Raw genomic sequence first — 24,602 nt, 5'->3', positions numbered from 1 at the left:
AAGAGACTGAAAATTATACTTTAGTTAAAGATAAAGCAAAAAAATTCTCTTATGAGCACAGAAAAGGTAGAAATTTTTGACACAACATTACGAGATGGAGAACAGGTCCCTGGCTGCAAATTGAATACTTCCCAGAAGCTCAAGATAGCTGCCCGCCTGGATGAAATGGGTGTGGACGTAATCGAGGCCGGATTTCCCATTTCCAGTCCCGGGGACTTTAAATCGGTTACTGAAATATCTAAAATGGTGAAAAATGCTGCGGTTTGCGGACTCACCCGTGCAGTAAAAAAAGATATTGAAGTTGCGGCAGAAGCGCTCAAATATGCCCGAAAACCTAGAATACATACAGGAATAGGAACTTCAGATTCCCATATAAAATATAAATTTAATTCCACAAGAGAAGGAATTATAGATAGGGCTATAGAAGCAGTTTCGTATGCCAAGAAATTTGTGGAAGATGTGGAGTTTTATGCGGAAGATGCAGGTCGTACAGACAATGAATTTTTGGCAAAAGTATGTACGGCAGCGATAAAAGCAGGTGCCACCGTTTTGAATATTCCGGACACAACAGGTTATTGTCTTCCGGAAGAATATGGAAACAAAATAAAATATCTGAAAGAAAATGTTACCGGAATTCACAAGGTCCGTATTTCCTGCCATTGCCATAACGATCTTGGAATGGCAACTGCCAACGCAATCGCCGGAATTTCAAACGGAGCCCGTCAAATTGAGTGTACCATCAACGGAATTGGAGAACGTGCCGGAAACACTGCTTTAGAAGAGGTTGTCATGATCCTTAGACAGCATCCAACGCTTAACCTTACGACAGGTATAGATCCTAAATTTTTGTATGACACCAGCACCATGGTCTCCAGAGAAATGGGAATGCTTGTACAGCCAAATAAAGCCATTGTAGGTGCTAATGCATTTGCACATAGCTCGGGTATTCACCAGGATGGGGTGATCAAGAACAGAGAAACTTATGAGATTATAGATCCCGCAGATGTTGGTGTAACCGAATCAGCTATCGTGTTAACCGCTCGTAGTGGCCGTGCTGCTTTGGCCTACAGGGCTAAAAAAATGGGCTATGAATTAACAAAACTTCAGTTGGATTCGGTCTATAATGAGTTTCTACACTACGCCGATGTAAGAAAAGAAGTCGTAGATAATGACATCCATGAGATCATGGAATTGTCAAGAAAAAATAGAGCAATTGCATAATGAAGAAGACATTATTTGATAAGATCTGGGATTCCCATGTTGTAGAATCCATCCCTAACGGCCCGGATATTTTGTACATTGATAAACACCTTATCCATGAGGTAACCAGCCCCCAGGCATTTAATGAATTAAAAGAGAGAAATATCCCGGTGTTCCGCAGTGAAAGAATTGTGGCCACTGCAGATCATAACACTCCAACAGAAAATCAACACCTTCCGGTAAAGGATTTGTTATCTCGAAATCAGTTAAGGGAGCTGTCTCAAAACTGCGAGGATAACAATATTACCCTTTACGGATTGGGACACCCATATAACGGAATCGTGCACGTCATGGCTCCGGAACTGGGGATTACCCAGCCGGGAATGACGATAGTTTGCGGAGACAGCCACACCTCCACTCATGGTGCTTTCGGAACAATTGCCTTCGGAATTGGCACAAGTCAGGTGGCACAGGTGTTTGCCAGCCAGTGTGTGCTGGTTGAAAAACCTAAAAAACTAAGGGTAAATGTCAACGGAAAGCTCCGCAAAGGGGTACTTCCCAAAGATGTCATCCTGTATCTCATCAGCAAATTAGGGACAAATTCCGGAACCGGATATTTCTGCGAATACGCAGGTAACGTATTTGAGGAAATGTCTATGGAAGGCAGAATGACCGTTTGTAATATGAGTATTGAAATGGGGGCACGAGGCGGATTGATCGCTCCTGATGCTACCACATTTGAGTATGTAAAAGGACGCGAATTTGCCCCCAAAGGAGAACAATTTGAAAAAATGAAATCCTATTGGGAAACGCTGAAAACAGATGAAGATGCCGAGTTCGACAAAGAATTTTCTTTTGATGCCGAGGATATAGAACCTATGATCACTTACGGCACCAATCCCGGAATGGGAATTAAAATCTCAGGTGCAATTCCTGTGGAAGCCGGTAAAAGTGATACTAAAGCCCTGAAATATATGGGCTTCAAACCCGGAGAATCCCTACTGGAGAAACCCATTAATTACATTTTTATTGGAAGCTGCACCAATTCCAGAATAGAAGATTTTAGAATGGCCGCTTCCTATATAAAAGGAAAAAGAAAGGCCGACAATGTAAACGCGCTCATTGTTCCCGGCTCAAGGCAGGTCGCCGAACAAATCAAGGCCGAAGGCTTGCACACCGTCTTTGAGGAAGCAGGATTTGTCCTGCGGCAACCGGGATGTTCGGCCTGTTTGGCAATGAATGATGATAAAATTCCGGAAGGAGAATATTGTGTTTCAACCAGTAACAGGAATTTTGAAGGAAGACAGGGACAGGGCTCAAGAACCATTTTAGCGAGTCCGTTAACTGCCGCCGCCACTGCCATCGCCGGAAAATTGTTTAATTACACCGAAAGCCTCAATTAATGGAAAAATTTATAAAATTAACAGATACTGCAATTCCTTTGGAGATCGAAAATATCGATACCGACCAGATCATTCCTGCACGTTTTTTAAAAGCGACCGACCGGGCCGGGTTTGGAGAGAACCTTTTCAGGGACTGGAGATTTGATAAGGAAGGAAATCCCACTAAAGATTTCAGCTTAAATGATGCTGCGTATAGCGGATCCATTTTGGTCGCAGGAGATAACTTCGGATGTGGTTCCAGCAGGGAACATGCAGCATGGGCCTTAAAAGCCTACGGATTTAAAGTAGTTGTTTCCAGCTATTTTGCTGACATTTTTAAAGGAAATGCACTGAATAACGGATTACTTCCGGTACAAGTAAGCCCTGAATTTTTATCAACATTATTTTCAGCAGTTACCGAAAATCCTTCCGAAGAAATAAACGTAGACCTGGAAGATCAAAAAATAGAAATAAAAAGCTCAAAAGTATCTGAACATTTTGACATCGATTTTTACAAGAAAACCTGCCTTATCAATGGGTTTGATGATATCGATTTCCTGGTGAGCAAATTAGATGCTATAAAAAAATATGAAGAAAAACAATTGCAGTTATGAAGATGAAAATAGCAGTTTTACCGGGTGACGGAATAGGTCCGGAAATAACACAGCAATCTGTAAAAGTATTACAGGCCATTGCAGAGAGATTCGACCACGAATTCTCATTTGAAGAAGCAATTGTTGGGGCCGCAGCCATAGATTTAATGGGAAATCCCCTTCCTGAAGCTACGCTGGATTTGTGTAAAAAGTCTGATGCTGTTTTATTTGGTGCCATTGGGGACCCAAAGTATGATAATGATCCGGAAGCAAAGATAAGGCCCGAACAAGGCTTGTTGAGACTTAGGAAAGAATTAGGGTTGTTTGCCAACATCCGTCCTGTCAAAACCTATCAGAAACTTCTGGATCAATCCCCATTACGTCCAGAACGGATTGCCGGGGCAGACATAGAAATTTTCCGGGAATTAACCGGCGGTATTTATTTTGGTGAAAAGAGCACTGCTGAAGACGGAAAAAGTGCTACAGATGTTTGCACCTACTCTGTGGAAGAAATTGAAAGAATTGCACATCTTGCTTTTAAAGCTGCTCAAAAGAGAAGAAAAAAGTTAACCTTAGTTGATAAGGCCAATGTTTTGGAAACCTCCCGGCTTTGGAGAAAAACGGTGACTAATCTGTCGAAAGAATACAAAGATGTGGAACTGGATTTTCTATTTATAGATAATGCAGCGATGCAAATGATTCTGAATCCAACTCAGTTTGACGTTATCTTAACAGAAAATATGTTTGGGGATATTCTTTCTGATGAAGCCAGCGTCATTGGAGGAAGTATAGGGCTACTGGCCTCGGCTTCTGTAGGCAACGAAAATGCCATGTTTGAACCCATCCACGGATCTTATCCTCAGGCCACCGGAAAAGGCATTGCTAATCCTATAGCATCCATTTTATCTGCTGCGATGCTGCTGGATCACTTCAATATGACTGAAGAAGCAGAAGCTGTAAGAAAAGCAGTGGAAATAAGTATAAATTCTAATGTTTGCACTCCAGATATCAATAAGAACAGTGAGTACAGCACAAAGAAGGTGGGTGAATTTATCGAATTAAATATTACAGATCCCGACAACCATATTGTAAATAATGAAAATGTAAGCCTTGGGCAGATGACGATTATATAGGCTTCACTTTTTCTTTTTAAACCTCTCCGTAACCAAAGGTATTAGCCACCGTGAGAGGTTTTTTAATGTGCAAAACTGAAATATTATTTAAATATTCAATCCCCGGATTTAAAAATCTTTTGCAGAATTTTTCTTCCGGGTGATTTCATCAAGGGCAAGATTATCTTTGCTACCGGTATGAGAATGTTTTTTAGAGGCCGCAGGTGTATAGGTTCCTTCCTGCACCTGCCCTCCTATTTCTTTATAAGCTTCCCTAAAAGATTTTCCCTGCATCACAAGGTCATTAATACTATCTACGGTAAATAAATACTTATATTTTTCATCAGTAAGATCTACTTCTTTTACTCTTATTAAAGCGATGGAATGTGTAAACACATCCAGGATCTCTTTGATATTTTCTACAGCATAAATACTGTTTTCCTTGATTAACTGAAAATCCCGGTGGTAGCCGCTGGGGAGGTTGTTGGTGATCAGGATCATTTCATTGGCTATGGCCTGCAGCTTGTTACATTTCCCTCGGATCAATTCAAAAACATCCGGATTCTTCTTATGAGGCATTATGCTTGAGCCAGTGGTAAGTTCATCGGGAAAGGTGATGAAGTGGAAATTCTGACTCATATACAAACAAATGTCCATTGCAAAACGGGATAGGGTATTTGCCAGGGAGGCAATATTTGAAGTCACTGTTCTTTCAGATTTCCCCCGGCTCATTTGCGCTGCCACCACGTTATATTTCATCGTGGAAAATCCCAGTTCTTTGGTAGTGAATTCACGGTCGATCGGAAAAGAAGAACCATAACCCGCAGCAGATCCCAACGGATTCTGATCCACAATTTTTAATCCGGCATCCAGCAGGTACAAATCGTCGATCAGCAATTCGGCATAGGCCGAAAACCATAATCCGAAAGAGGATGGCATTGCCACCTGTAAATGAGTATACCCCGGTAGTACTTTTTCCTGATGTTCTTCCGCCAGCCCTAAAAGCACATCGATCAAACTTTCCGTTTTTCCATATATTTCCTGCAGGTTCTCCTTAAAATAAAGCTGCATTGCCACCAGAACCTGATCGTTTCTTGAACGGGCTGTATGGATCTTTTTTCCGGTATCGCCAAGGCTTTTGGTTAGTTCATATTCAATCTTGGAATGCACATCTTCGAAATCCTCTTCTATGACAAAAGATCCTTGCTCTAATTGCTTCTGAAGTTTCTCCAGTTCCTTCACAATATCTTTGACTTCTTCCGAAGTTAAAATTTCTACCTTCCCCAGCATTTTTGCGTGTGCTTTAGAAGCTGTAATATCATATTTGGCAATATGCATATCCAGTTCACGGTCGTTTCCAACGGTGAAATTTTCGATCTTTTTATCTATTGATATTCCTTTGTCCCAGAGTTTCATAATTTCTTGTTTGTATAAAAATCGTCTCTTAACGTCAAGCTGATCCTGTTTCAGCTTCTTTTGATGATTAGAACCCAATACAATAAGATCCTGAAATAAATTCAGGATGACGTAATCTATTTTACTTTAATATTTTAAATCCCCCTAATTCTCCTTTAACCTCAAGCTGTCCCCAAACTCCGAGAGTTTCGGCTTCTTGTAATTTTTAAATGTACTACTACAAGACTCTGAAATAACTTAGGATGACGTAAAATTTAATTATTTCAATGCCTTTTCAAGCAACCTGATGTATTTTTCAATCCCCTCTTCTATTTCCTTCACATAAATAAATTCATCGGCGGAATGGGATCTTGTGGAATCACCCGGCCCCAGCTTTAAAGAGGGGCAACTCAACATTGCCTGATCTGATAAAGTTGGGGAACCGTAAGTATCCATTCCTAAAGAAACTCCGGCTTTTACCAGGTCATGGTTTTCAGGAATAGAGGAAGAATTGAGCCTCAGGGAACGTGCTTTAATTTCATCCACCGGAGCTTTTTCTGCTAAAATTTCAGCAATTTCGGTATTGGAATAACGATCATTTACCCGCACATCCAGAACCAGATCTACTTTCGCAGGAACAACATTGTGCTGACTTCCGGCATTGATTTGAGTCACCGTTAGTTTAACATCTCCCAAAAATTCAGAAGTCTCTTCAAACCTGAACTTTTCGAACCAATTGAGCACTTTTGCTGTTTTGTAGATGGCATTGTTGTCATTTGGATGTGCCGCATGCGACGGAGTCCCTTTAACTACCGCATCAAAAACAATCAGCCCTTTTTCGGCTATGGCCAGCATCATCAATGTAGGTTCCCCAACAATTGCAACGTCAATGTGGGGAATAATCGGCAACAGGGAAGCAATTCCATTCTTTCCGTTGATCTCCTCTTCTGCAGTACCTGCAAAAAGGATATTATAATCCAGATCTTCAGCTTCATAAAAGTAGGTAAAAGTAGCCAGTAAGGAAACCAGACATCCCCCTGCATCGTTACTTCCTAGTCCGTATAATTTTCCATCCTCGACTTTCGCATCAAAGGGATCGCGGGTATAGGCAGCATTTGGTTTAACCGTATCGTGATGAGAATTCAGGAGAAGTGTGGGTTTAGATTTCTCGAAATTCTTATTGACCGCCCAAACATTATTCAAATTCCTATTAAACGGAATTCCTTTTACACTGAACCAGTTTTCCAGAAGAGCGGCAGTTTTATCCTCTTCTCCGGAAAAAGATTGTGTCCTAATTAAATTTTTCAGTAATTCTTTTGCCTGCTCCTGAAGTTCTTTTACTGCCATTATTGTACGATTTTGGTATGCTTGGTTTTACTCTGAAGAAGTGCCGAGTTACCTAAAAATATTGTAGAAACACCATTTTCCAGCGCCTGGAAACAATTATGAAGCTTTGGTAGCATTCCGTCAGTAATAATTTTCTCATCAAGCAATTCCCTATATTTGCTTTTATCTATGGTTTCTATAACCGACTCATTATCTGCCGCATTGGCTAAAACTCCGCTTTTCTCAAAACAATAATACAATTCGGTTTCATACATACTGCTCATTGCTCTTGCAATTTCTGATGCCACTGAATCTCCGTTCGTATTCAGTAATTCCCCTTCCTTTGTACACGAAATAGCCGAAAACACCGGAATAATCTGCTGATTTAGCAATGAAGATATAAAATCTGAATTTACTCTTTCTATATCCCCCACAAAACCATAGTCAATTTCCTTCACTTCTCGCTTTTTAGAAATAATACTCTGTCCGTCAGCTCCACATAAACCGATCGCGTTAGATCCCAAAGCCTGCAGCTTAGCTACTATATTTTTATTGATAAGTCCGCCGTAGGTCATAATAATTACTTTCAGCGAATCTGCATCAGTGATCCTTCTTCCATCCACCATTTTGGTTTTATAACCTAGTTTGAGCGCCATTTCTGTGGCGAAGTTTCCGCCGCCATGTACCAATATCTTGGGACCTCCCAAAGCTGAAAAATCCTTAAGAAATTCTTGAAACTTAGTTTTATCCTCAATAAGCTTCCCTCCTATTTTTACAACCTTTAAAACCTGATCTTTCATTTTATTTCTTGGTTTGCAACGAATACACGAAAATTTTTAAATTCCTCATTTTATGACGCGATATCCTGCCCCAATCTTGTTTCAGGATGTCTTTTGGACATCCCCCTATAGCTCCCCTCCTTTTCAAGGAGGGGTGTCCGAAGGACGGGAGTGGTTTCACTCTGCCACTTGCGTGGTTGCGGGAATAAGCAACCTCCTCAACACCGCCTGTGCCGCAAACGTCCTGTTGTTAGCCTGGTGGATCACCACTGAATTTCCACAATCCAAAACTGTATCATCAATGACAACGTTTCTCCTCACCGGCAAACAGTGCATCACCTTCGCATTGTTTGTAACAGCCAATTTTTCTTGACTGAAGGTCCAGGATCTGTCATCGCTTAGGATCTTTCCATAGTCTTCATAACTGCTCCAGTTCTTCACGTACACAAAATCGGCATCCTTTAAGGCTTCCTCCTGATCGTGGATCACCGGAGTATCCTTCGTGATTTTAGAATTAAGATCATATCCTTCCGGATTCGTGATTACCAGATCAACATCAGCTCGTTGCATCACATCCACAAATGAATTAGGAACCGATTGCGGCAACGCCCTCGGATGAGGCGCCCAGGTAAGTACAACTTTTGGTCGTTTTACCTTCTTCAATTCTGAAATGGTGATGGCGTCTGTCAATGCTTGCAACGGATGTGCTGTGGCACTCTCCAGGTTTACCACCGGAACCGATGCATATTTCTGAAAACTATTCAGCACAAGTTCAGCTTCGTCCTTTTCGCGATCTTCCAATCCTGGGAAAGCACGTACGGCAATGATATCACAATACTGAGAAAGCACCGCAGCCGCTTCTTTTATATGCTCCGCTTTATTGGAATCCATTACCGCTCCATCTTCAAATTCCAGTGCCCATCCATCTTTATCGGCATTCATCACCATCACTTCCATTCCCAGCAATTTCGCTGCTTTTTCGGTACTTAACCTCGTACGCAGGCTGGGATTGAAAAACAGCATTCCCAGTGTTTTTCCTTTTCCTGCATCGGCGGCGGAATTCTCTTTTTTTAGCTGAAGGGCTTCTTCAATTAATTCCTGTAAATTTTCTATATCTAATAAATTAGTGTAGTTCTTCATTCGTGCTATTTAATCTTAAAATTGTTCTAAGTCAAGCTGAATTTATTTCAGCTTTCCACCAAAAGATCCTGAAAAAAGTTCAGGATGACGTTCTTTGTACTCTTTCTAGACCTCACACGTTTTGGAAATCTGTGAGGTCTGTCACTAATATTTCTCTAAGGCACTCTTTAACGCCTCAAAAAAAGTATCCAAATGCTCTTTTTGAATGTTGAGCGGTGGTAATATTCTAAGTTGTTTTTTGTTCGAAGAGGCTCCGGTAAAAACCTTGTGGTTAAACAGAAGCTCTTTTCTTAAAGCTGCAATTTCGAAATCGAATTCCAGCCCTATCATCAGTCCTCGTCCATACAACCTTTTAATCTGTGGAATTTCGGCGGATTTCTCCTTTACATATTCAAATTGGTTTTCTGCATTTTGGAGCAGGTTTTCCTTTTCAATGACCTCCAGGACAGCAATTCCTGCGGCACAAGCCAGATGGTTTCCTCCAAAAGTGGTTCCCAAGATCCCATGCTCCGGTTTTATGGCTTCATCTATTAAAATACCACCAATTGGGAATCCGTTGCCCATTCCTTTGGCTATCGAGATAATTTCAGGATGGATCCCGTATTTCTGAAATCCGAAAAAATCCCCTGTTCTTCCGTAGCCCGACTGTACTTCATCTGCAATGAGAATGGTTCCGTATTTTTTGCACATTTCCGAAGCTGCTTTGTAATATTCCGCAGAAGCTTCCTCAAGTCCGCCAACTCCGCGAATCACTTCAAAAATCAGCGCTGCAACATCTTCTTTTTGAAGTTCCTTTTCCAGGGCAGGAAGATCGTCAAAAGCTAGTTTTGTGACTTTATGATTCTTATTAAAGGGAGCTTTGATCGATTCATTATCGGTCACTGCAACTGCCCCGGAAGTCCTTCCATGGAAGCCTTTCTCGAAATAGATAATTCGGCTTCTTCCGGTGTGAAAAGAAGCAAGTTTCAACGCATTTTCATTCGCTTCAGCCCCGGAATTACATAAAAAAAGTGCATAGTCTTCACATCCGGACAATCTCCCGAGCTTTTCTGCCAGTTCCTCCTGCAACGGATTTTTAACGGAATTAGAGTAAAACCCCAGCTTCCCAACCTGATTTATAATAGCTTCTACATACTCCGGATGGGAATGACCGATAGAAATTACGGCATGTCCACCATACAAATCCAGGTATTTTTTTCCGGCTTCATCATAAACAAAAACGCCGTCACCTTTCACCGGCGTGATATCGTAAAGCGGATAAACATCAAATAAATTCATAGTTATTTCTCTGTAATGTTATTGATCTTTTTAAAGGACGCCTGCATTCCACGGATAAGAGAAGAACTCAACCCGTGATGTTCCATTTCATTCAGGCCTTCAATCGTACAGCCCATAGGAGTCGTGACTTTATCGATCTCCTCTTCCGGATGCTTGCCCGATTCTATCAACAAACTGGCTGCACCGAGGCAGGTTTGCATGGAAAGTTCCTGGGCGTCTTTTGCATCAAATCCCAGTTGTACGGCACTTTGAGTTGTGGCGCGAATTAAACGCATCCAGAATGCGATTCCACTGGCGCAAATCACTGTTGCTGCCTGCATTTTATTTTCCGGAATCACCATACTGGTTCCCAACCGATTAAAAATAGCAGATGCAATCGCCACCCGTTTCTGACCTTTTTCATTACTGCAAAGGCAGGTCATCGATTTACCAACGGCAATTGCCGTATTCGGCATCGCCCGAACAATGAATTGCTCTTCCCCCACAATGGACTCGATCCTACCGGTTTTGAATCCAGTAACTGTTGAAATTATCACATGTTTTTCGGTCAACAGATCTTTGATCTCTTCCAATATTCCTTCCAGTTGAGTCGGCTGCACCGCAAAAATAAGAATATCCGACTGGTCCACGGCTTCCTTATTGTCCTCTGTTACGTGTACCTTCGGATATTTTTCGTAGTTCTTAATATCTTCAGGTTTTCGCTTCGTCAAATAAAGCGTGGTGAACGCATTGTTCACGATCAGGCCTTTCGCAATGGAAAGTCCGAGGTTTCCTGCTCCGAGAATCGCTATTTTCATTTTTACTCGTTTATTGGTTGGTTTAATTCCGACTTTACGGGCCTTTGATACCTGAGGGGTCTGTTTAAAAATAGTTCGCTTTTAATCTAAGTCCCATATCCTCTTCAAATCCAAACATTAAATTCATGTTATGGACCGCCTGTCCCGAAGCCCCTTTTAAAAGGTTATCCAAAACAGAAGTAATTAAAAGCTTGTCTCCAAACTTCTGAAGCCTGATCAAACATTTGTTGGTATTCACTACTTGTTTTAAATGCACCTCTTCTTCAACGACGAAAGTAAAAGCCGCATCATTATAATAATTTTTATAAAGCTCCTGAGCCTCTTCCAAACTTCCACTGAAGTTGGTGTAGGCAGTACAATGTATTCCCCTCGAAAAATTTCCCCGATTCGGAATAAAATTCAATGCGGAAGAAAACTCCGGTTGAAGATTCTTCATACTCTGATTTATCTCAGCTAAATGCTGATGTTCAAAAGCCTTGTACGCTGAAAAATTATTATCTCTCCAGGTAAAATGTGTGGTTTCAGATAAAGAAGTTCCGGCTCCGGTGGCCCCGGTTACGGCATTTATATGAACATCATCCTTTAATAACTTTTCAGAAGCCAATGGTAGAATTGCCAGAGTAATCGCCGTAGCAAAACATCCTGGATTTGCTATAAAATTAGCTTTTTTGATCTGCTCTTTTTTAGATTCGGGCAATCCGTAAACGAACATATGGCCTTCATCTGACATCCTGTAGTCGGTACTGAGATCCACAATTTTAGTGGTTTCAGAAAAGTAATTTTCCTCCAGGAATTTAATTGAATTTCCGTGGCCCAGGCACAGGAAAACTACATCTATGTCTGAATTTATTTCCCCGCTGAACTGCAGATTGGTCTCCCCCAGTAAATCCTGGTGGATCTTTGTCACCGGCATTCCTGTCTGGGAAGTACTGTAGATAAAATTCAGATTCAAGCCGGGATGTCTCCACAGAATCCTGATTAATTCACCGGCCGTGTAACCGGCTCCGCCTATTATTCCTGCCTGGATCATTGGTTGTTTTTTACGTACTGGGAAATTTTCCCCGCATTCGACAAAATCTTGATAAAGCCCTTGGCATCATCTGCGGTCCAGGCATTGTTCTCTTCCCCGTATTTTCCGAAGCCGGAATTCATTAAATCATTTTTGGATTCGATTCCGTCGAGAACAAACCTGTAAGGATGAAGCGTGACAAAAACATTTCCGCTCACCTGCTCCTGGGAACTCTGTAAAAATGATTCAAAATCGCGCATTACCGCATCCAGATATTGCCCCTCGTGAAGGTGGGTTCCATACCAATTAGCAATATAATCTTTATGCTGAAGCTGCCATTTGCTAAGGGTATGTTTCTCCAGCAAATGATGAGCTTTGATTGTAATTAATGCCGCTGCGGCTTCAAAACCGACTCTTCCTTTGATCCCAATGATCGTATCACCAACGTGGATATCCCTACCAATGGCATATTTCGAAGCCATGTCTTCCAGGATCTCAATGTTCTTTTCAGGAGCATTCTCTTTTCCGTTTACAGCGGATAATTCTCCTTTCGTGAAAGTCAATATAACCTGCTTGAGTTCCTTTTGCTGAAGTTGTGACGGATATGCAGTTTCCGGCAAAGGCTTTCCTGAAGTCAGTGTTTCGGCTCCACCAACGCTGGTACCCCACAGCCCTTTATTCACCGAATATTTAGCTTTTTCCCAGTTCATATCTACTCCATTGGCCTGAAGATATTCAATCTCCTCCTGTCTGGTGAGTTTTTTATCTCTGATAGGTGTAATTATGTTGATCCCAGGCGCCAGGGTCTGAAAGATCATATCAAAGCGCACCTGATCATTCCCTGCACCTGTACTCCCGTGGGCGATGTGCTCTGCTCCGATTTCCTTCGCATAATTCACAATCTCAATTGCCTGAATAATTCTCTCAGCACTCACAGAAAGCGGATACGTATCATTCTTTAATACATTTCCAAAAATGAGATATTTCACCACCTTTTGATAAAAGGAAGAAACTGCATTGATATTTTTATAGGAAGCCGCTCCGATCTTTCTCGCATTCTCCCCTATCTTATTAATCTCTTCCTCCGAAAAACCACCGGTGTTTACACTCACCGCGTGCACTTCAAAATTCTCTTCTTTAGATAAATATTTAGCACAATAAGAAGTATCAAGACCTCCACTGTATGCTATTACTACTTTTTTCATTTTTTATGGTTTACACTATGTATATTTATTTTTTACCTCCTTTCCACGAGCTTATACCTAACTGGTTTTGGGATGTTCTATTTTATTCCCCTCCTTTTTCAAGGAGGGGTGACCGCAGGGCGGGGTAGTCAAAGATTAGTTTTCACTCTTCTCCTTCTTATAAAACAGTGCCTGCTTGATATTCTTCAGTCTTTTAAAAGTCTTATCGTTAAACCGAGTCTGCTTTTCAGTTTCTTTTTGACTCTTCTCCTTTTTACCAGGATCATACAACATTCCTGTACACAAGCACATTTTTCGTTCGGTACGGGTAAGTATATCGAAGTTTTTGCAGGTCTGGCAACCTGCCCAGAAGGTATCATCATCTGTAAGTTCAGAAAAGGTCACGGGTTGATACCCCAGTTCATAATTGATCTTCATTACCGCCAAACCGGTGGTAATTCCGAAGATCTTTGCATTGGGATACTTTTTTCGGGAATGGTCAAAAATCGCTTTTTTGATTTCCTTGGCCAGCCCCTGATTTCTAAAATCCGGATGCACGATCAATCCGGAATTTGCTACAAATTTTTCGTGGCTCCAGACTTCTATATAACAAAAACCGGCGAATTTCTCCCCTTCCAGGGCTATTATTGCGTTTCCGTTTGCCATCTTTTTGAGGATATATTCCGGTGTCCTACGGGCAATCCCTGTCCCACGGACTTTAGCCGATTCTTCAATGGTAGCACAGATAATCTCTGCATATCGAGCATGAGATTCATTAGCAATGACAAGTTTCATATGCTAAAAGTTTTGAGTAAAAGTTTAAAAAAAGGTTTTGTTTCGAAGGGGGAACCGGACTCACCTAAGTTCCATGAAATTAAGCGCGCACAAACGTGCGGCGGAAATGGCGGCGGGGCATGTAAAAACCTTCAGAAGAAATTCTGAAAAGAAATTGTTTTAAAAAATAATTGAGGTTTTTCAAAATGTAAAAATCAAATAATAAATGTAAAAAACGAGTAGGAAGTACCCTTACCTGCGGATAGAAATACAGCGGCGGAACAGTGGCCTTATTATTTGACTCGGTATAATCATGTAGTAAAAGTAGTTTTATTTTTTTAAACACCAACAAAATCATACCAAAAATTGAAATAAATCTAAATTATTATTTAAATATTGCCCGTAGAAGTTTTGCTCTTTCATCCGCTTCACCAAGGGATTGAAATCCTTCTGATCTTTTAATTCAATTCCAACTACTGCGGGACCATTTTCCCGATGGTGCTTTTTGGAATATTCAAAATGTGTGATATCATCATCAGGGCCGAGAACAGCTGCGACAAATTGTTTCAAAGCTCCTGCTCTTTGCGGGAAACGCACAATAAAGTAGTGTTTTAATCCGGCATACAGCAAAGCTCTTTCTTTGATTTCTGCCATCCTGGTGATATCATTGTTTCCGCCACTTATAAGACAAACAACATTTTTACCACGAATCTCTTCAGCAAAAAAATCGAGCGCACTAAGAGCCATAGCACCTGCGGGTTCTGCTACAATGGCATCCTGACTGTAAAGATCCAGGATGGTCTGACAAATTTTACCTTCAGGTACTGTAACCATTTGATCCAGGTTTTCCTTACAAAGTGCAAAATTTCGAAATCCAACCTTCTGCACGGCTGCACCGTCCACGAACCGCTCAATTTGGGAAAGCTCCACTACTTTCCCTTCCCGTAATGCACAAGTCATTGAAGCCGCACCATCGGGCTCTACTCCTATTATTTTGGTGTTAGGGGAGAGTTGCTTAAATACGGAAGACAATCCCGCAAGTAAACCTCCCCCCCCGAGGGGGGCAAACACAAAATCAATGGGATCTTTTGCCTGCCCCAGAATTTCCATACCAATAGTAGCCTGACCTTCTATTACTTTTTCATCATCAAAAGGATGAATAAAAACCAGGGAAAGTTTCTCACCATGGATTATAGCTTCTTTAAAGGAGTCGTCAAAGGTGTCCCCTTCGAGAACGACCTCAACCCATTCTCCCCCAAACATCCTGGTTTGTTCCACTTTTTGTCTGGGAGTGGTAATAGGCATATAAATCACTCCTTTTGCTTTTAATGCATTGCAGGCAAAAGCTACTCCCTGGGCATGATTTCCTGCACTGGCACAGATCACACCCTTCTCCAGTTGCTCCTTTGAAAGGCTGGAAATTTTATTATAAGCACCACGGATCTTATAGGAACGGACCTGTTGCAGGTCCTCCCTTTTCAGTAAAACGTTCGCATCATACTTCCTGCTGTACGTAACTGAATGAGCCAGCGGGGTAATAACCGAGACTTTCGAAATACGTTCTGCAGCTTCCTTCACAGCTGATATTTCCGGCCTGTAGGTTTTATTATCCGTGAGTGTACTATTCATGTTAATCGTGTATTTTTTTCATTGCCGTCATCGCCTTTCTTAAGGTTGCCCCTACCTTTTCCACCGGATGTTGCCTGATGGTATCATTCACTGCAATTAACTCCTGATTATCCACTCCTGTATAATCAGTTCCGTAAGAATGGCCAATTACTTCCGGTTCCAGGTTGTTGATATAATCTCTTATCAATGGTTTACAGGAATGGTCAAAAAGATAGCATCCGTATTCTGCTGTATCAGAAATAATACGGTTCATTTCGAACAGCTTCTTTCTTGCAATGGTATTTGCAATAAGCGGAGCTTCGTGAAGGGATTCGTAGTAGGCAGATTCTTCTATGATCCCGGCTTCGACCATCGTCTCAAATGCCAGCTCCACGCCCGATTTTACAAAGGCTGTAAGTAATACTCCATTGTCGAAGTATTCCTGTTCTGTAATTTCCTGGTCTGTAGCTTTTGTTTTTTCAAAAGCGGTATCCTCTGTAGCGGCACGCCATTCCAGAAGTTCCCGGTCATCATTTGCCCAATCTTTCATCATCCTGGAACTAAATTCGCCAGACATGATATCATCCATGTGTTTCCTAAAAAGCGGACGTAGCGTGACCTTTAATTCTTCTGAAATCTCATATGCTTTGATCTTTGCAGGGTTCGATAACCTGTCCATCATAGTGGTGATCCCTCCATGCTTCAAGGCTTCGGTGATGGTTTCCCATCCATACTGAATTAGCTTTGCTGCATATTCCGGTTCTACACCTTCAGCAATCATTTTATCAAAACTCAGGATGGAGCCAGTCTGCAACACACCACATAAGATGGTTTGCTCTCCCATAAGGTCTGATTTTACTTCAGCTACAAAAGAAGATTCCAGTACTCCGGCTTTATGCCCACCTGTAGCAAATGCATAGGCCTTTGCCCATTCAAAGCCGATTCCGAGGGCATCATTTTCAGGATGAACTGCGATAAGGGTAGGTACTCCAAATCCCCGTTTGTATTCTTCCCGAACTTCAGATCCGGGGCATTTTGGAGCTACCATGATCACTGTAATATCTTCGCGTATCTGCATTCCCTCTTCCACAATATTGAATCCGTGGGAATAGGAAAGCACCGCATCCTGCTTGATAAACGGAAGAATGGTATTAATAACGTTAGTATGCTGTTTATCGGGTGTTAAGTTAATTACCAGGTCTGCTTCAGGAATGAGTTCTTCATAAGTACCCACTTTGAAATTATTTTCAGAAGCATTTTTATAGGACGCCCGTTTCTCCTTAATGGAACCTTCTCTAAGGGCATAGGAAATATCGAGTCCGCTGTCGCGCATATTCAGACCCTGATTAAGCCCCTGGGCGCCGCACCCCACAATTACTATTTTTTTTCCTTTTAATACCTCCACTCCATCTTTGAATTCATCACTTGCCATTAAGCGGCAGGTTCCCAGTTGGGCGAGTTGTTCACGAAGTGAAAGGCTGTTAAAGTAGTTGGTCATGATAATGAGTTTGTTGTATTAAATTTTTCTAATATTCCTGATATCTGCATTTCATTTTTAGACACGGCAATGGTTCCCGAGCGTACGAACTGCATCAATCCATAAGGTTTTAGTTTTTCATAAAGATGGTCTGTCTCCTGGCGTCTTCCGGTTTTTTCGATCACAAAGAAATCGGGAGTAGCTGCCACAATTCGAGCATTGGTTTCCTGAATAAAATGCTGGATCCCCGAATCTTTCATAAAGTCTGAAGATCTTACTTTGTAAAGCGCTGTTTCCTGGAAGAACAATTCTTCATCGGTATGATAAAAGGCTTTTATCACCTCGATCTGTTTTTCGATCTGGCCCACTATTTTCCTCACCTGATCTTCGGTGACCTGAACGATCACTATAAAACGCATTACATCGTTCACTTCACTTTTTGAAACAGTAATACTTTCAATGTTTATATGTCTTTTCAGGAAAATGGCCGCAATCCTGCTCAGCAGGCCAAGGTTATTTTCGGTATATATCGAAACGGTATAATTTTTCTTTTCCATTATTCTAATCTTATTTCTGAAACCGATGCTCCTGTAGGGATCATCGGAAAAACATTTTCTTCCTGCTCTACACTCACTTCTAAGAAATAAGAGCCTTCAGCCTCCATCATTTCCTTCACCGCATCCTTCAATTGCGAACGTTTTGCCACATGCCTGGACTGGATATGATACCCCTTTGCAATTGCTATAAAATCAGGATTGATCATTTCTGTAGAAGCATACCTTCTTTCAAAGAACATTTGCTGCCATTGGCGCACCATTCCCAGGAAACTGTTGTTTAATACTACAATTTTCACAGGGACTTTGGTTTGGAAAATAGTACCCAATTCCTGAATATTCATCTGGAATCCTCCGTCCCCTATGATAGCCACTACATCACGGTCGGGTTTTCCCATTTTGGCTCCGATTGCAGCCGGAAGAGCAAATCCCATGGTGCCCAGTCCACCGGAAGTAACATTGCTTCTGGAAGTTTTAAATTTGGCATATCTACAGGCTACCATCTGGTGCTGACCAACATCTGAAACTATAATGGCATTTCCATCGGAACAGGTGTTGATCTCATCAATAACTTCGCCCATTGTTAATTCCGGATTTTTGGAGGTAAGGTGATGCTGGATGAGTTTATCATATTCAATGGCATATAATTCCTTGAACTTTTGATGCCATTCAGAATGGTCGTTTGGCTGTAAAAGTTCCATTACCAGGTTCAGGGTTTGGTTGACATTTCCAAGAACCGGAATATCTGCGGTTACGTTTTTATTTATTTCTGCAGGATCAATTTCAAAATGGATGACTTTAGCCTGTTTCGCATAGGTTTCCAGGTTTCCTGTAACGCGATCATCGAAACGCATTCCTATAGCTATTAATACATCACACTCGTTGGTAAGCATATTGGGAGCGTAGTTTCCATGCATCCCCACCATCCCCACGTTCAGCGGATGGCCTGTAGGAAGTGCTGACAAGCCTAAAATTGTCCAGGCTGCAGGAATTCCCGTTTTTTCAACAAGCTTTTTCAGAAGTTCTTCTGCTTTACCCAGAATAACACCCTGCCCGAAGACAATCATTGGTTTTTTAGCATTGTTGATGGCCTCAGCCGCACGTTCCACCTGCAACAAATTTATTTCAGGAACGGGTTTATAACTCCTGATACCCGAACATTTTTTATAACTGAACTCCAACGGAGCGAATTGAGCATCCTTCGTTATATCGATCAAAACAGGGCCCGGTCTTCCCGATCTTGCGATATAGAAAGCCTTGGCGAGAACTTCAGGTATTTCGGAAGCATCTGTCACCTGGTAGTTCCATTTTGTAATAGGAGTTGAGATCCCCACCACATCTATTTCCTGAAATGCATCACTTCCCAACAGGGTTGATCCTACCTGGCCTGTAATAAAAACCACCGGCGTGGAATCGATATGAGCATCTGCAATTCCGGTAATTAGATTGGTCGCTCCTGGACCGGAAGTTGCCACTGCAACCCCCACTTTCCCCGTAACCCGCGCATAACCCTGGGCCGCATGAGCAGCTCCCTGTTCGTGCCTGGTGAGCACATGGTGAATCTTGTCCTGATATTTATACAGCTCATCATAGACCGGCATGATGGCTCCACCGGGATATCCATAAATGGTATCCACCCCTTCTTTCAATAGACATTTAATGATCGCTTCTGCACCACTTACTGTAGCGGATTCCGGTGTGGCAATCTCTTCAAAACTTGCTGTCTTTACTTTCATAATTCACCATTTTAAAATTCATCGGTAACACAGCCATCAGAGGCCGAGGAAACCATTCTTGCATATTTGTAAAGCACTCCCTTTGTGAACTTAGGCTCGGGTGCTTTCCAGTTTTTTCGTCTGTTTTCTATTTCTTCAGCGGATAGAGCCGCTTCAATTGTATTTTTTTCAGCATTGATGGAAATCTCATCCCCATCCTTAAGGAGTGCGAGTAAACCACCTTCCTGAGCTTCGGGAGTAATATGCCCCACTACAAAGCCGTGCGTTCCTCCAGAAAATCTTCCATCCGTGATCAAAGCGACATCTTTCCCAAGTTTTGCACCCATAATCGCCGCTGTTGGCTTCAACATTTCAGGCATTCCCGGGCCTCCTTTCGGCCCTTCATAGCGAATCACCACTACATCTCCCTTTTTCACTTTCCCTGCAGAAATTCCTGCGTTGGCTTCATACTCACTGTCAAAGACTTTTGCTTTTCCGGTGAAATAAAGTCCTTCTTTCCCAGTGATTTTGGCTACTGAACCTTTTTCAGCGATATTTCCATAGAGGATTCTGATATGTCCGGAAGCTTTTATAGGATTGTCCAGGGTTCTGAAAACATCCTGACCTTCTTCCAGATCGGGTACCTCCTCCAGGTTTTCTGCCAGAGTCTTACCTGTTACGGTAAGGCAGTCCCCGTGAAGCATTCCGTTTTGGAGCATATATTTCAATACTGCAGGAATCCCTCCAATACGATGCACATCTTCCATGGCATATTTCCCACTCGGTTTTAAGTCTGCCAGAAAAGGAGTGCTGTCACATAATTTCTCAAAATCTGTGAGAGTGAAATCTACTTCCGCAGCCTTTGCTATTGCCAGAAAATGCAATACAGCATTTGTAGAACCACCAAGAACAGTAAGCAACCTGATGGCATTCTCAATAGCTTTTTTTGTTACTATATCCCTTGGCTTGATATCGTTTTCAACGAGCAGACGCATTGCTCTTCCCGCTTCTATACTTTCGGTTCTTTTCTCTTCACCTACTGCAGGATTAGATGAATTATACGGAAGTGACATTCCCAGTGCTTCTATAGCCGATGCCATGGTATTGGCTGTGTACATTCCACCACAAGCCCCGGCACCCGGACAAGCCTTCTCTATTACCGCATCATAATCTTCTTTACTGATATCTCCCGATACTTTTGCTCCCCAGGCTTCAAAAACAGACACTACGTCCAGCTTTTTATCTTTATGACATCCGGAAGAAATAGTGCCTCCATAAACCAGTATAGAAGGGCGATTAATTCGTAGCATAGCCATTAGAGCACCCGGCATATTTTTGTCACAGCCTACCACTGTGACCATCCCGTCATAAGACATCGCATGGATCACGGTTTCCATAGAATCTGCAATAAGATCCCGGGAAGGGAGAGAGTAGCGCATACCCGGGGTTCCCATGGAAATCCCGTCACTTACTCCTATGGTATTAAAAATAAGGCCTACAAGCTCATTTCCGTTACATCCTTCTTTCACCAGCTTTGCCAGGTCATTCAGGTGCATGTTACAGGGATTTCCTTCATAACCTGTACTGGCAATTCCTATAAATGGCTTTTTAAAATCTTCTTTGGTTAAACCTATCGCGTGAAGCATTGCTTGGGACGCAGGTTGTGAATCACTCTGAGTTAAAATCCGGCTGTATTTGTTGTTCATTCTTAAGTTTTCATTCTAAATTTTATTTAAAATTACTTTCTTAAGATTTCCGTGGCTTTCTATATGATTAAGATGAATTATCGCTAAGTTTCATTTTAACAAACTACATACCTGATTTTCAGTTTTTTAAAGGAATTATTTTTACGACAGCTGAAACTCCAAAAGACCGGAAAATAAAAAAATGCGCTATCCAATAAGACAGCGCATTTTTAGTAATGGTGGAAGAGCTTAATTGTTGTCTTTACCCTTCAGTTTTAGTTTATACAAATCAAGGCGGCGGTCTTTTAGATTACGCACACTTCCGAAGTTATGCAGTTCTTTAAGAAGATCAAGGTCTACGTCCACCAGTAAGGTGCTTTCGGTGTTTGGAGTAGCTTCTGCTTTGATCCCATTCACCGGAAAAGAGAAATCTGAAGGCGTGAAAACGGCACTCTGAGCATATTGAATATCCATATTGTTTACCTTCGGAAGATTTCCAACTGAACCTGCAATTGCTACGTAACATTCGTTTTCAATTGCACGGGCCTGCGCACAGAGCCTCACCCTTGAATATCCGTTTTGAGTATCTGTCATAAACGGAACAAAAAGGATGTTCATTTCCTGTTCTGCCAGAAGCCGTGGCAACTCCGGAAATTCAACATCATAACATATCAATACCCCGATTTTTCCGCAGTCGGTATCCATAGTTTTTAACTTGGTACCGCCTTTCATTCCCCACGCCGATTCTTCGGCCGGAGTAATATGAAGTTTCTCGTAACGCTCATAACTACCGTCCCTTCTGCACAAATAACCTACGTTGTACATATGCTCTCCAATGATCTGGGGCATACTTCCGGTAATGATGTTGATGTTATATGTAATAGCGAAATCACTGAAGGTTTCGAGCAATCTATCTGTATAAGATGCAAGGGAACGGATAGCTTCAGCTTCATTCAGGTGGTTATAATCGGCCATTAAGGGCGCATTAAACAACTCCGGAAAGAGGATAAAATCACTCTGATAATCACTCACCGCATCCACAAAGAATTCTATTTGAGCCACCAGGGCATCAAAATTCTTAAAAAGCCGCATCTGCCATTGCACCAACCCAAGCCTAACTACCGTTTTTTGGGAAGTAAAAATTTTGTCGGGTTTGGTGTAATAGATGTTATTCCATTCCATAAGAGTAGCGTATTCCTTGCTCTCATGATCGCCAGGCAAATATCCTTTGATTACTTTTTTTACGTGGAAATCATTGGATAACTGAAAAGACAACACAGGATCGTGAATTTCCTTCAGTTTTACCTTTTCAATGTATTTCTTCGGAGTTAATTCCTCTGCATATTGTCCATAATTGGGAATTCTTCCTCCAAAAACAATGGCCTTCAGGTTTAACTGCTCACAAAGCTCTTTTCTGGCTTCATAAAGCCGACGGCCCAATCGCATTCCGCGGTATTCAGGATGGATAAAAACATCAATTCCGTAGAGAACGTCTCCGGTTTTAGTGTGGGTGGAGAACGTTTCTCCTCCTATGATCTGTAAATAGGTATGGTTGTCGTCAAATTTGTTATAATCTACAATGATGGAAAGTGCACAACCGGCAATTTTCTCATCAATTACGATACATAACTGACCTTCGGGAAATTTCTTGATCAGGTTTTTGATCTCCCCTTCACTCCAGTATTCGCCTGGCATGGAATCGTAGCTCTCAATCATTGAGATCTTTAATTCCTTATAATCTTTTACACTTAAGTAACGTAGTTCTATTTTTGCTGAATCTATCACGCTGCAATTTTTCTGCAAATATATCGCTTTGCCACGTTCTTTGGAAATACAGCAGCAGTTAATAATCTGGTAAGATTCAAATGCTTACTACTTTATTTTTTATAGCGTAAAGCACTACCCCGGTTCTACTTTTAGCATTGAGTTTTGCAAACAGCTGCTCCCGGTAACCATCGATGGTTTTGGGGCTAAGATTCATTTCCCCCGCAATTTCTTTATACGTCCTTTCGGAACATACCAGGTGGAGAAATTCCAGTTCTCTTTTAGTGAATTGATCCTTTCTCTTATCTTCGGAATGTAATATAACCTCTGCCACTTCATTACTGTAATAATAACCGCTTTGCAGAACAGTTTCCATGGCATAACGGAATTCATCGGGATCGATATCTTTAAGAAGATAGCCTCTACAGCCAAGTTTCAGCATTTTTATGATGGTCTCCTCTTCATGCTCCATGGTTAAAGCGAGCACTTTTTGATCGGGGAAGTTTTCTTTAAACCATTCCATGGTCTCTATGCCGTCCATCACAGGCATGCGGATATCCAGCAGCACAATATCTGGTTTAATCTTGTTGCTTTCATAGTATGTCACCAGTTCCTGTCCGTTTTTAAGGACGTCCAGGACTTCAAAATCCTGAAGGGAATTAATTAATCCTTTTAAAGATTGGGAAAAGAGAATATGGTCATCTACAACAAGTATTTTTTCACTCATCAAACTGCTTTTTTGGATATAGTAAAGTTAATAAAGATCCATTACCTTCAGAAGAATCAAGATTAAAATCTGTATTGATAAGTTTTGCCCTGCTTTTCATATTTATGAGCCCGGAGTTTTTTTGCACCTTTTCAGGATCAAAGCCCTTCCCGTTCTCCCTAACATGTATTTGCAGCACATCTTCTTTATAAATGAACCCCACCTCCAGTTTCTGAGCTTTGGCGTGTTTTAGAATGTTTGAGAACGTCTCCTGCAAGATCCTGAAAAGAATGATAGCATCTTTAGGGGAAACTTCAAAAGCTTCTCCTGCTGACTTAAATGTTGCTTTAACTACATTAATGCGGTTAAAACGAACAATTTCATTTCTTACAGATTCTTCCAGGCCAACATAATCTATCACTTCATTATTCAGGGATTTTGATAGAGACCTCACTTCCTGCAGGGAAGTAGCGACGATTTCCCGGATCTCATTTACCTCTGTAGTTTCATTCCCTTTCGAACGGGAGAGCATATTTAGCTGCATGTTAGCCACAGAAAGTAACTGTCCAATATTATCGTGCAATTCCCAGCTAATGTTTTTCAGGGTCTGTTCTTGTATTTCTATCCTCGACTTAATAATTTCATTTTCGAAACGCTTTTCTGCTTCAAATTTTTCAAAAAGGAATTTATTTTTCCTTTTTTGAAATGTGATAAAGAAAATGATAGCAACGCCAGTGAGCATTACAATAACTGCTACAAAGTATATAATGAGGACAAGTTCTTCTTCCGCGAGCATAATATAAAACCAAAAGTAAAGCAAGTATACATAAAAATATTGGCTGCTATCATTATGTACGTACTTAGCTGCACAAAACCGGGACTCTGGGTATTGAAATATCTAAAATAAATAAATACCGGAGAAACTATAAGATAAAAAAACAAAGCCCCTACAGATATATAGAAACTAACCTCCCTCTTTATTTCCAGGATTCTTGAACTGGTAAGCAATTCGTAATAATACATGAAAATAGCCACTAGAAGTAAAAGGGTGCCACCTAAATAGGTGAGCGCAGAATTAGTTACGAAAAATACGTCTGTAAATAAAAGATTCAGCACAGTAACCA

The 24,602-nt window shown here is 41.4% G+C and carries 21 protein-coding genes; 4 read left to right on the top strand and 17 right to left on the bottom strand.

Going from position 1 to position 24,602, the window contains the following annotated elements:
- Window positions 1-51 precede the first annotated feature (51 nt).
- Genes IE056_RS04455 through leuB form a run of 4 tightly spaced genes read left to right on the top strand, consistent with a single transcriptional unit; the run spans window position 52 to window position 4,308 of the window.
- Entirely contained in the window at window positions 52-1,221 is a 1,170-nt protein-coding gene (locus tag IE056_RS04455; protein WP_189603488.1) for a 2-isopropylmalate synthase, read from the top strand.
- Entirely contained in the window at window positions 1,221-2,603 is a 1,383-nt protein-coding gene (gene leuC, locus IE056_RS04450) for a 3-isopropylmalate dehydratase large subunit (protein WP_189603487.1), read from the top strand. Before IE056_RS04455 ends, leuC begins: the two co-directional genes overlap by 1 nt.
- Window positions 2,603-3,196 carry a 3-isopropylmalate dehydratase small subunit gene (gene leuD / locus IE056_RS04445; RefSeq protein WP_189603486.1) on the top strand — a complete coding sequence of 198 codons (594 nt, stop codon included), beginning with the start codon at window positions 2,603-2,605 and terminating at the stop codon, window positions 3,194-3,196. Before leuC ends, leuD begins: the two co-directional genes overlap by 1 nt.
- On the top strand, window positions 3,193-4,308 hold the full coding sequence (gene leuB / locus IE056_RS04440; protein ID WP_189603485.1) for a 3-isopropylmalate dehydrogenase: 1,116 nt from the start codon (window positions 3,193-3,195) through the stop codon (window positions 4,306-4,308). The genes leuD and leuB overlap by 4 nt, the downstream gene beginning before the upstream one ends.
- Window positions 4,309-4,416: 108 nt before the next feature.
- Here leuB and argH read toward each other — a convergent pair whose 3' ends face one another.
- The 17 genes from argH to IE056_RS04355 form a co-directional block, all read right to left on the bottom strand.
- A complete protein-coding gene (gene argH, locus IE056_RS04435) occupies window positions 4,417-5,703 on the bottom strand; it encodes an argininosuccinate lyase (protein WP_189603484.1) in 1,287 nt (428 codons plus the stop codon).
- Window positions 5,704-5,961: 258 nt separating this feature from the next.
- Window positions 5,962-7,029 (bottom strand): M20 family metallo-hydrolase, encoded by a 1,068-nt coding sequence (locus tag IE056_RS04430; protein WP_189603483.1) that lies wholly within the window; start codon window positions 7,027-7,029, stop codon window positions 5,962-5,964.
- On the bottom strand, window positions 7,029-7,808 hold the full coding sequence (gene argB / locus IE056_RS04425) for an acetylglutamate kinase (protein WP_189603482.1): 780 nt from the start codon (window positions 7,806-7,808) through the stop codon (window positions 7,029-7,031). Before argB ends, IE056_RS04430 begins: the two co-directional genes overlap by 1 nt.
- Before the next feature lie 156 nt (window positions 7,809-7,964).
- A complete protein-coding gene (locus IE056_RS04420; protein ID WP_189603481.1) occupies window positions 7,965-8,927 on the bottom strand; it encodes an N-acetylornithine carbamoyltransferase in 963 nt (320 codons plus the stop codon).
- Window positions 8,928-9,071: 144 nt separating this feature from the next.
- Window positions 9,072-10,205, bottom strand: coding sequence for an aspartate aminotransferase family protein (locus IE056_RS04415; RefSeq protein ID WP_189603480.1), 1,134 nt, complete (start codon window positions 10,203-10,205; stop codon window positions 9,072-9,074).
- A gap of 2 nt (window positions 10,206-10,207) precedes the next feature.
- Window positions 10,208-11,002 (bottom strand): pyrroline-5-carboxylate reductase, encoded by a 795-nt coding sequence (gene proC / locus IE056_RS04410; protein ID WP_189603479.1) that lies wholly within the window; start codon window positions 11,000-11,002, stop codon window positions 10,208-10,210.
- Window positions 11,003-11,066: 64 nt separating this feature from the next.
- Window positions 11,067-12,032: an N-acetyl-gamma-glutamyl-phosphate reductase gene (argC, locus tag IE056_RS04405; protein WP_189603478.1), complete on the bottom strand. Its 966-nt coding sequence runs from the start codon at window positions 12,030-12,032 to the stop codon at window positions 11,067-11,069.
- Entirely contained in the window at window positions 12,029-13,216 is a 1,188-nt protein-coding gene (locus IE056_RS04400) for an argininosuccinate synthase (protein WP_189603477.1), read from the bottom strand. The genes argC and IE056_RS04400 overlap by 4 nt, the downstream gene beginning before the upstream one ends.
- 135 nt (window positions 13,217-13,351) lie before the next feature.
- A complete protein-coding gene (locus IE056_RS04395) occupies window positions 13,352-13,990 on the bottom strand; it encodes a GNAT family N-acetyltransferase (RefSeq protein ID WP_189603476.1) in 639 nt (212 codons plus the stop codon).
- A gap of 333 nt (window positions 13,991-14,323) precedes the next feature.
- Window positions 14,324-15,598 carry a threonine ammonia-lyase IlvA gene (gene ilvA / locus IE056_RS04390; protein ID WP_189603475.1) on the bottom strand — a complete coding sequence of 425 codons (1,275 nt, stop codon included), beginning with the start codon at window positions 15,596-15,598 and terminating at the stop codon, window positions 14,324-14,326.
- A gap of 1 nt (window position 15,599) precedes the next feature.
- On the bottom strand, window positions 15,600-17,075 hold the full coding sequence (ilvC, locus tag IE056_RS04385; RefSeq protein ID WP_189603474.1) for a ketol-acid reductoisomerase: 1,476 nt from the start codon (window positions 17,073-17,075) through the stop codon (window positions 15,600-15,602).
- Entirely contained in the window at window positions 17,072-17,611 is a 540-nt protein-coding gene (gene ilvN / locus IE056_RS04380) for an acetolactate synthase small subunit (protein WP_189603473.1), read from the bottom strand. The genes ilvC and ilvN overlap by 4 nt, the downstream gene beginning before the upstream one ends.
- Entirely contained in the window at window positions 17,611-19,344 is a 1,734-nt protein-coding gene (gene ilvB, locus IE056_RS04375) for a biosynthetic-type acetolactate synthase large subunit (RefSeq protein WP_189603472.1), read from the bottom strand. Before ilvB ends, ilvN begins: the two co-directional genes overlap by 1 nt.
- A gap of 11 nt (window positions 19,345-19,355) precedes the next feature.
- Window positions 19,356-21,029, bottom strand: coding sequence for a dihydroxy-acid dehydratase (gene ilvD, locus IE056_RS04370; RefSeq protein ID WP_189603471.1), 1,674 nt, complete (start codon window positions 21,027-21,029; stop codon window positions 19,356-19,358).
- 228 nt (window positions 21,030-21,257) lie between these two features.
- Window positions 21,258-22,793 carry a bifunctional GNAT family N-acetyltransferase/carbon-nitrogen hydrolase family protein gene (locus tag IE056_RS04365; protein ID WP_189603470.1) on the bottom strand — a complete coding sequence of 512 codons (1,536 nt, stop codon included), beginning with the start codon at window positions 22,791-22,793 and terminating at the stop codon, window positions 21,258-21,260.
- Between the two features lie 76 nt (window positions 22,794-22,869).
- Window positions 22,870-23,499, bottom strand: a complete 630-nt coding sequence (locus tag IE056_RS04360) for a response regulator transcription factor (RefSeq protein ID WP_189603469.1) — start codon at window positions 23,497-23,499, stop codon at window positions 22,870-22,872.
- The gene (locus IE056_RS04355) at window positions 23,492-24,274 is read right to left on the bottom strand and encodes a sensor histidine kinase (protein ID WP_189603468.1); all 783 of its coding nucleotides are present in this window, start codon (window positions 24,272-24,274) and stop codon (window positions 23,492-23,494) included. The genes IE056_RS04360 and IE056_RS04355 overlap by 8 nt, the downstream gene beginning before the upstream one ends.
- Between the last annotated feature and the right edge of the window lie 328 nt (window positions 24,275-24,602).

This window comes from Salinimicrobium marinum (genome assembly GCF_014651535.1).
In the GTDB taxonomy this organism is placed as follows: Bacteria; Bacteroidota; Bacteroidia; order Flavobacteriales; family Flavobacteriaceae; genus Salinimicrobium; species Salinimicrobium marinum.
Note: the sequence above shows the minus strand (reverse complement) of the source record. Positions and strands in the feature narration are given on the sequence as shown.

Bases quoted from the DNA above. Each gene is read 5' to 3' on its own strand.
- argC (WP_189603478.1), bottom strand. From the start codon at position 12,032: ATGATCCAGGCAGGAATAATAGGCGGAGCCGGTTACACGGCCGGTGAA.
- ilvB (WP_189603472.1), bottom strand. From the start codon at position 19,344: ATGAAAGTAAAGACAGCAAGTTTTGAAGAGATTGCCACACCGGAATCC.
- IE056_RS04355 (WP_189603468.1), bottom strand. From the start codon at position 24,274: ATGCTCGCGGAAGAAGAACTTGTCCTCATTATATACTTTGTAGCAGTT.
- IE056_RS04415 (WP_189603480.1), bottom strand. From the start codon at position 10,205: ATGAATTTATTTGATGTTTATCCGCTTTACGATATCACGCCGGTGAAA.
- proC (WP_189603479.1), bottom strand. From the start codon at position 11,002: ATGAAAATAGCGATTCTCGGAGCAGGAAACCTCGGACTTTCCATTGCG.
- IE056_RS04420 (WP_189603481.1), bottom strand. From the start codon at position 8,927: ATGAAGAACTACACTAATTTATTAGATATAGAAAATTTACAGGAATTA.
- IE056_RS04455 (WP_189603488.1), top strand. From the start codon at position 52: ATGAGCACAGAAAAGGTAGAAATTTTTGACACAACATTACGAGATGGA.
- ilvN (WP_189603473.1), bottom strand. From the start codon at position 17,611: ATGGAAAAGAAAAATTATACCGTTTCGATATATACCGAAAATAACCTT.
- IE056_RS04395 (WP_189603476.1), bottom strand. From the start codon at position 13,990: ATGAAACTTGTCATTGCTAATGAATCTCATGCTCGATATGCAGAGATT.
- leuC (WP_189603487.1), top strand. From the start codon at position 1,221: ATGAAGAAGACATTATTTGATAAGATCTGGGATTCCCATGTTGTAGAA.
- ilvC (WP_189603474.1), bottom strand. From the start codon at position 17,075: ATGACCAACTACTTTAACAGCCTTTCACTTCGTGAACAACTCGCCCAA.
- argH (WP_189603484.1), bottom strand. From the start codon at position 5,703: ATGAAACTCTGGGACAAAGGAATATCAATAGATAAAAAGATCGAAAAT.
- ilvA (WP_189603475.1), bottom strand. From the start codon at position 15,598: ATGAATAGTACACTCACGGATAATAAAACCTACAGGCCGGAAATATCA.
- leuB (WP_189603485.1), top strand. From the start codon at position 3,193: ATGAAGATGAAAATAGCAGTTTTACCGGGTGACGGAATAGGTCCGGAA.
- argB (WP_189603482.1), bottom strand. From the start codon at position 7,808: ATGAAAGATCAGGTTTTAAAGGTTGTAAAAATAGGAGGGAAGCTTATT.
- IE056_RS04400 (WP_189603477.1), bottom strand. From the start codon at position 13,216: ATGAAAAAAGTAGTAATAGCATACAGTGGAGGTCTTGATACTTCTTAT.
- IE056_RS04430 (WP_189603483.1), bottom strand. From the start codon at position 7,029: ATGGCAGTAAAAGAACTTCAGGAGCAGGCAAAAGAATTACTGAAAAAT.
- IE056_RS04360 (WP_189603469.1), bottom strand. From the start codon at position 23,499: ATGAGTGAAAAAATACTTGTTGTAGATGACCATATTCTCTTTTCCCAA.
- leuD (WP_189603486.1), top strand. From the start codon at position 2,603: ATGGAAAAATTTATAAAATTAACAGATACTGCAATTCCTTTGGAGATC.
- ilvD (WP_189603471.1), bottom strand. From the start codon at position 21,029: ATGAACAACAAATACAGCCGGATTTTAACTCAGAGTGATTCACAACCT.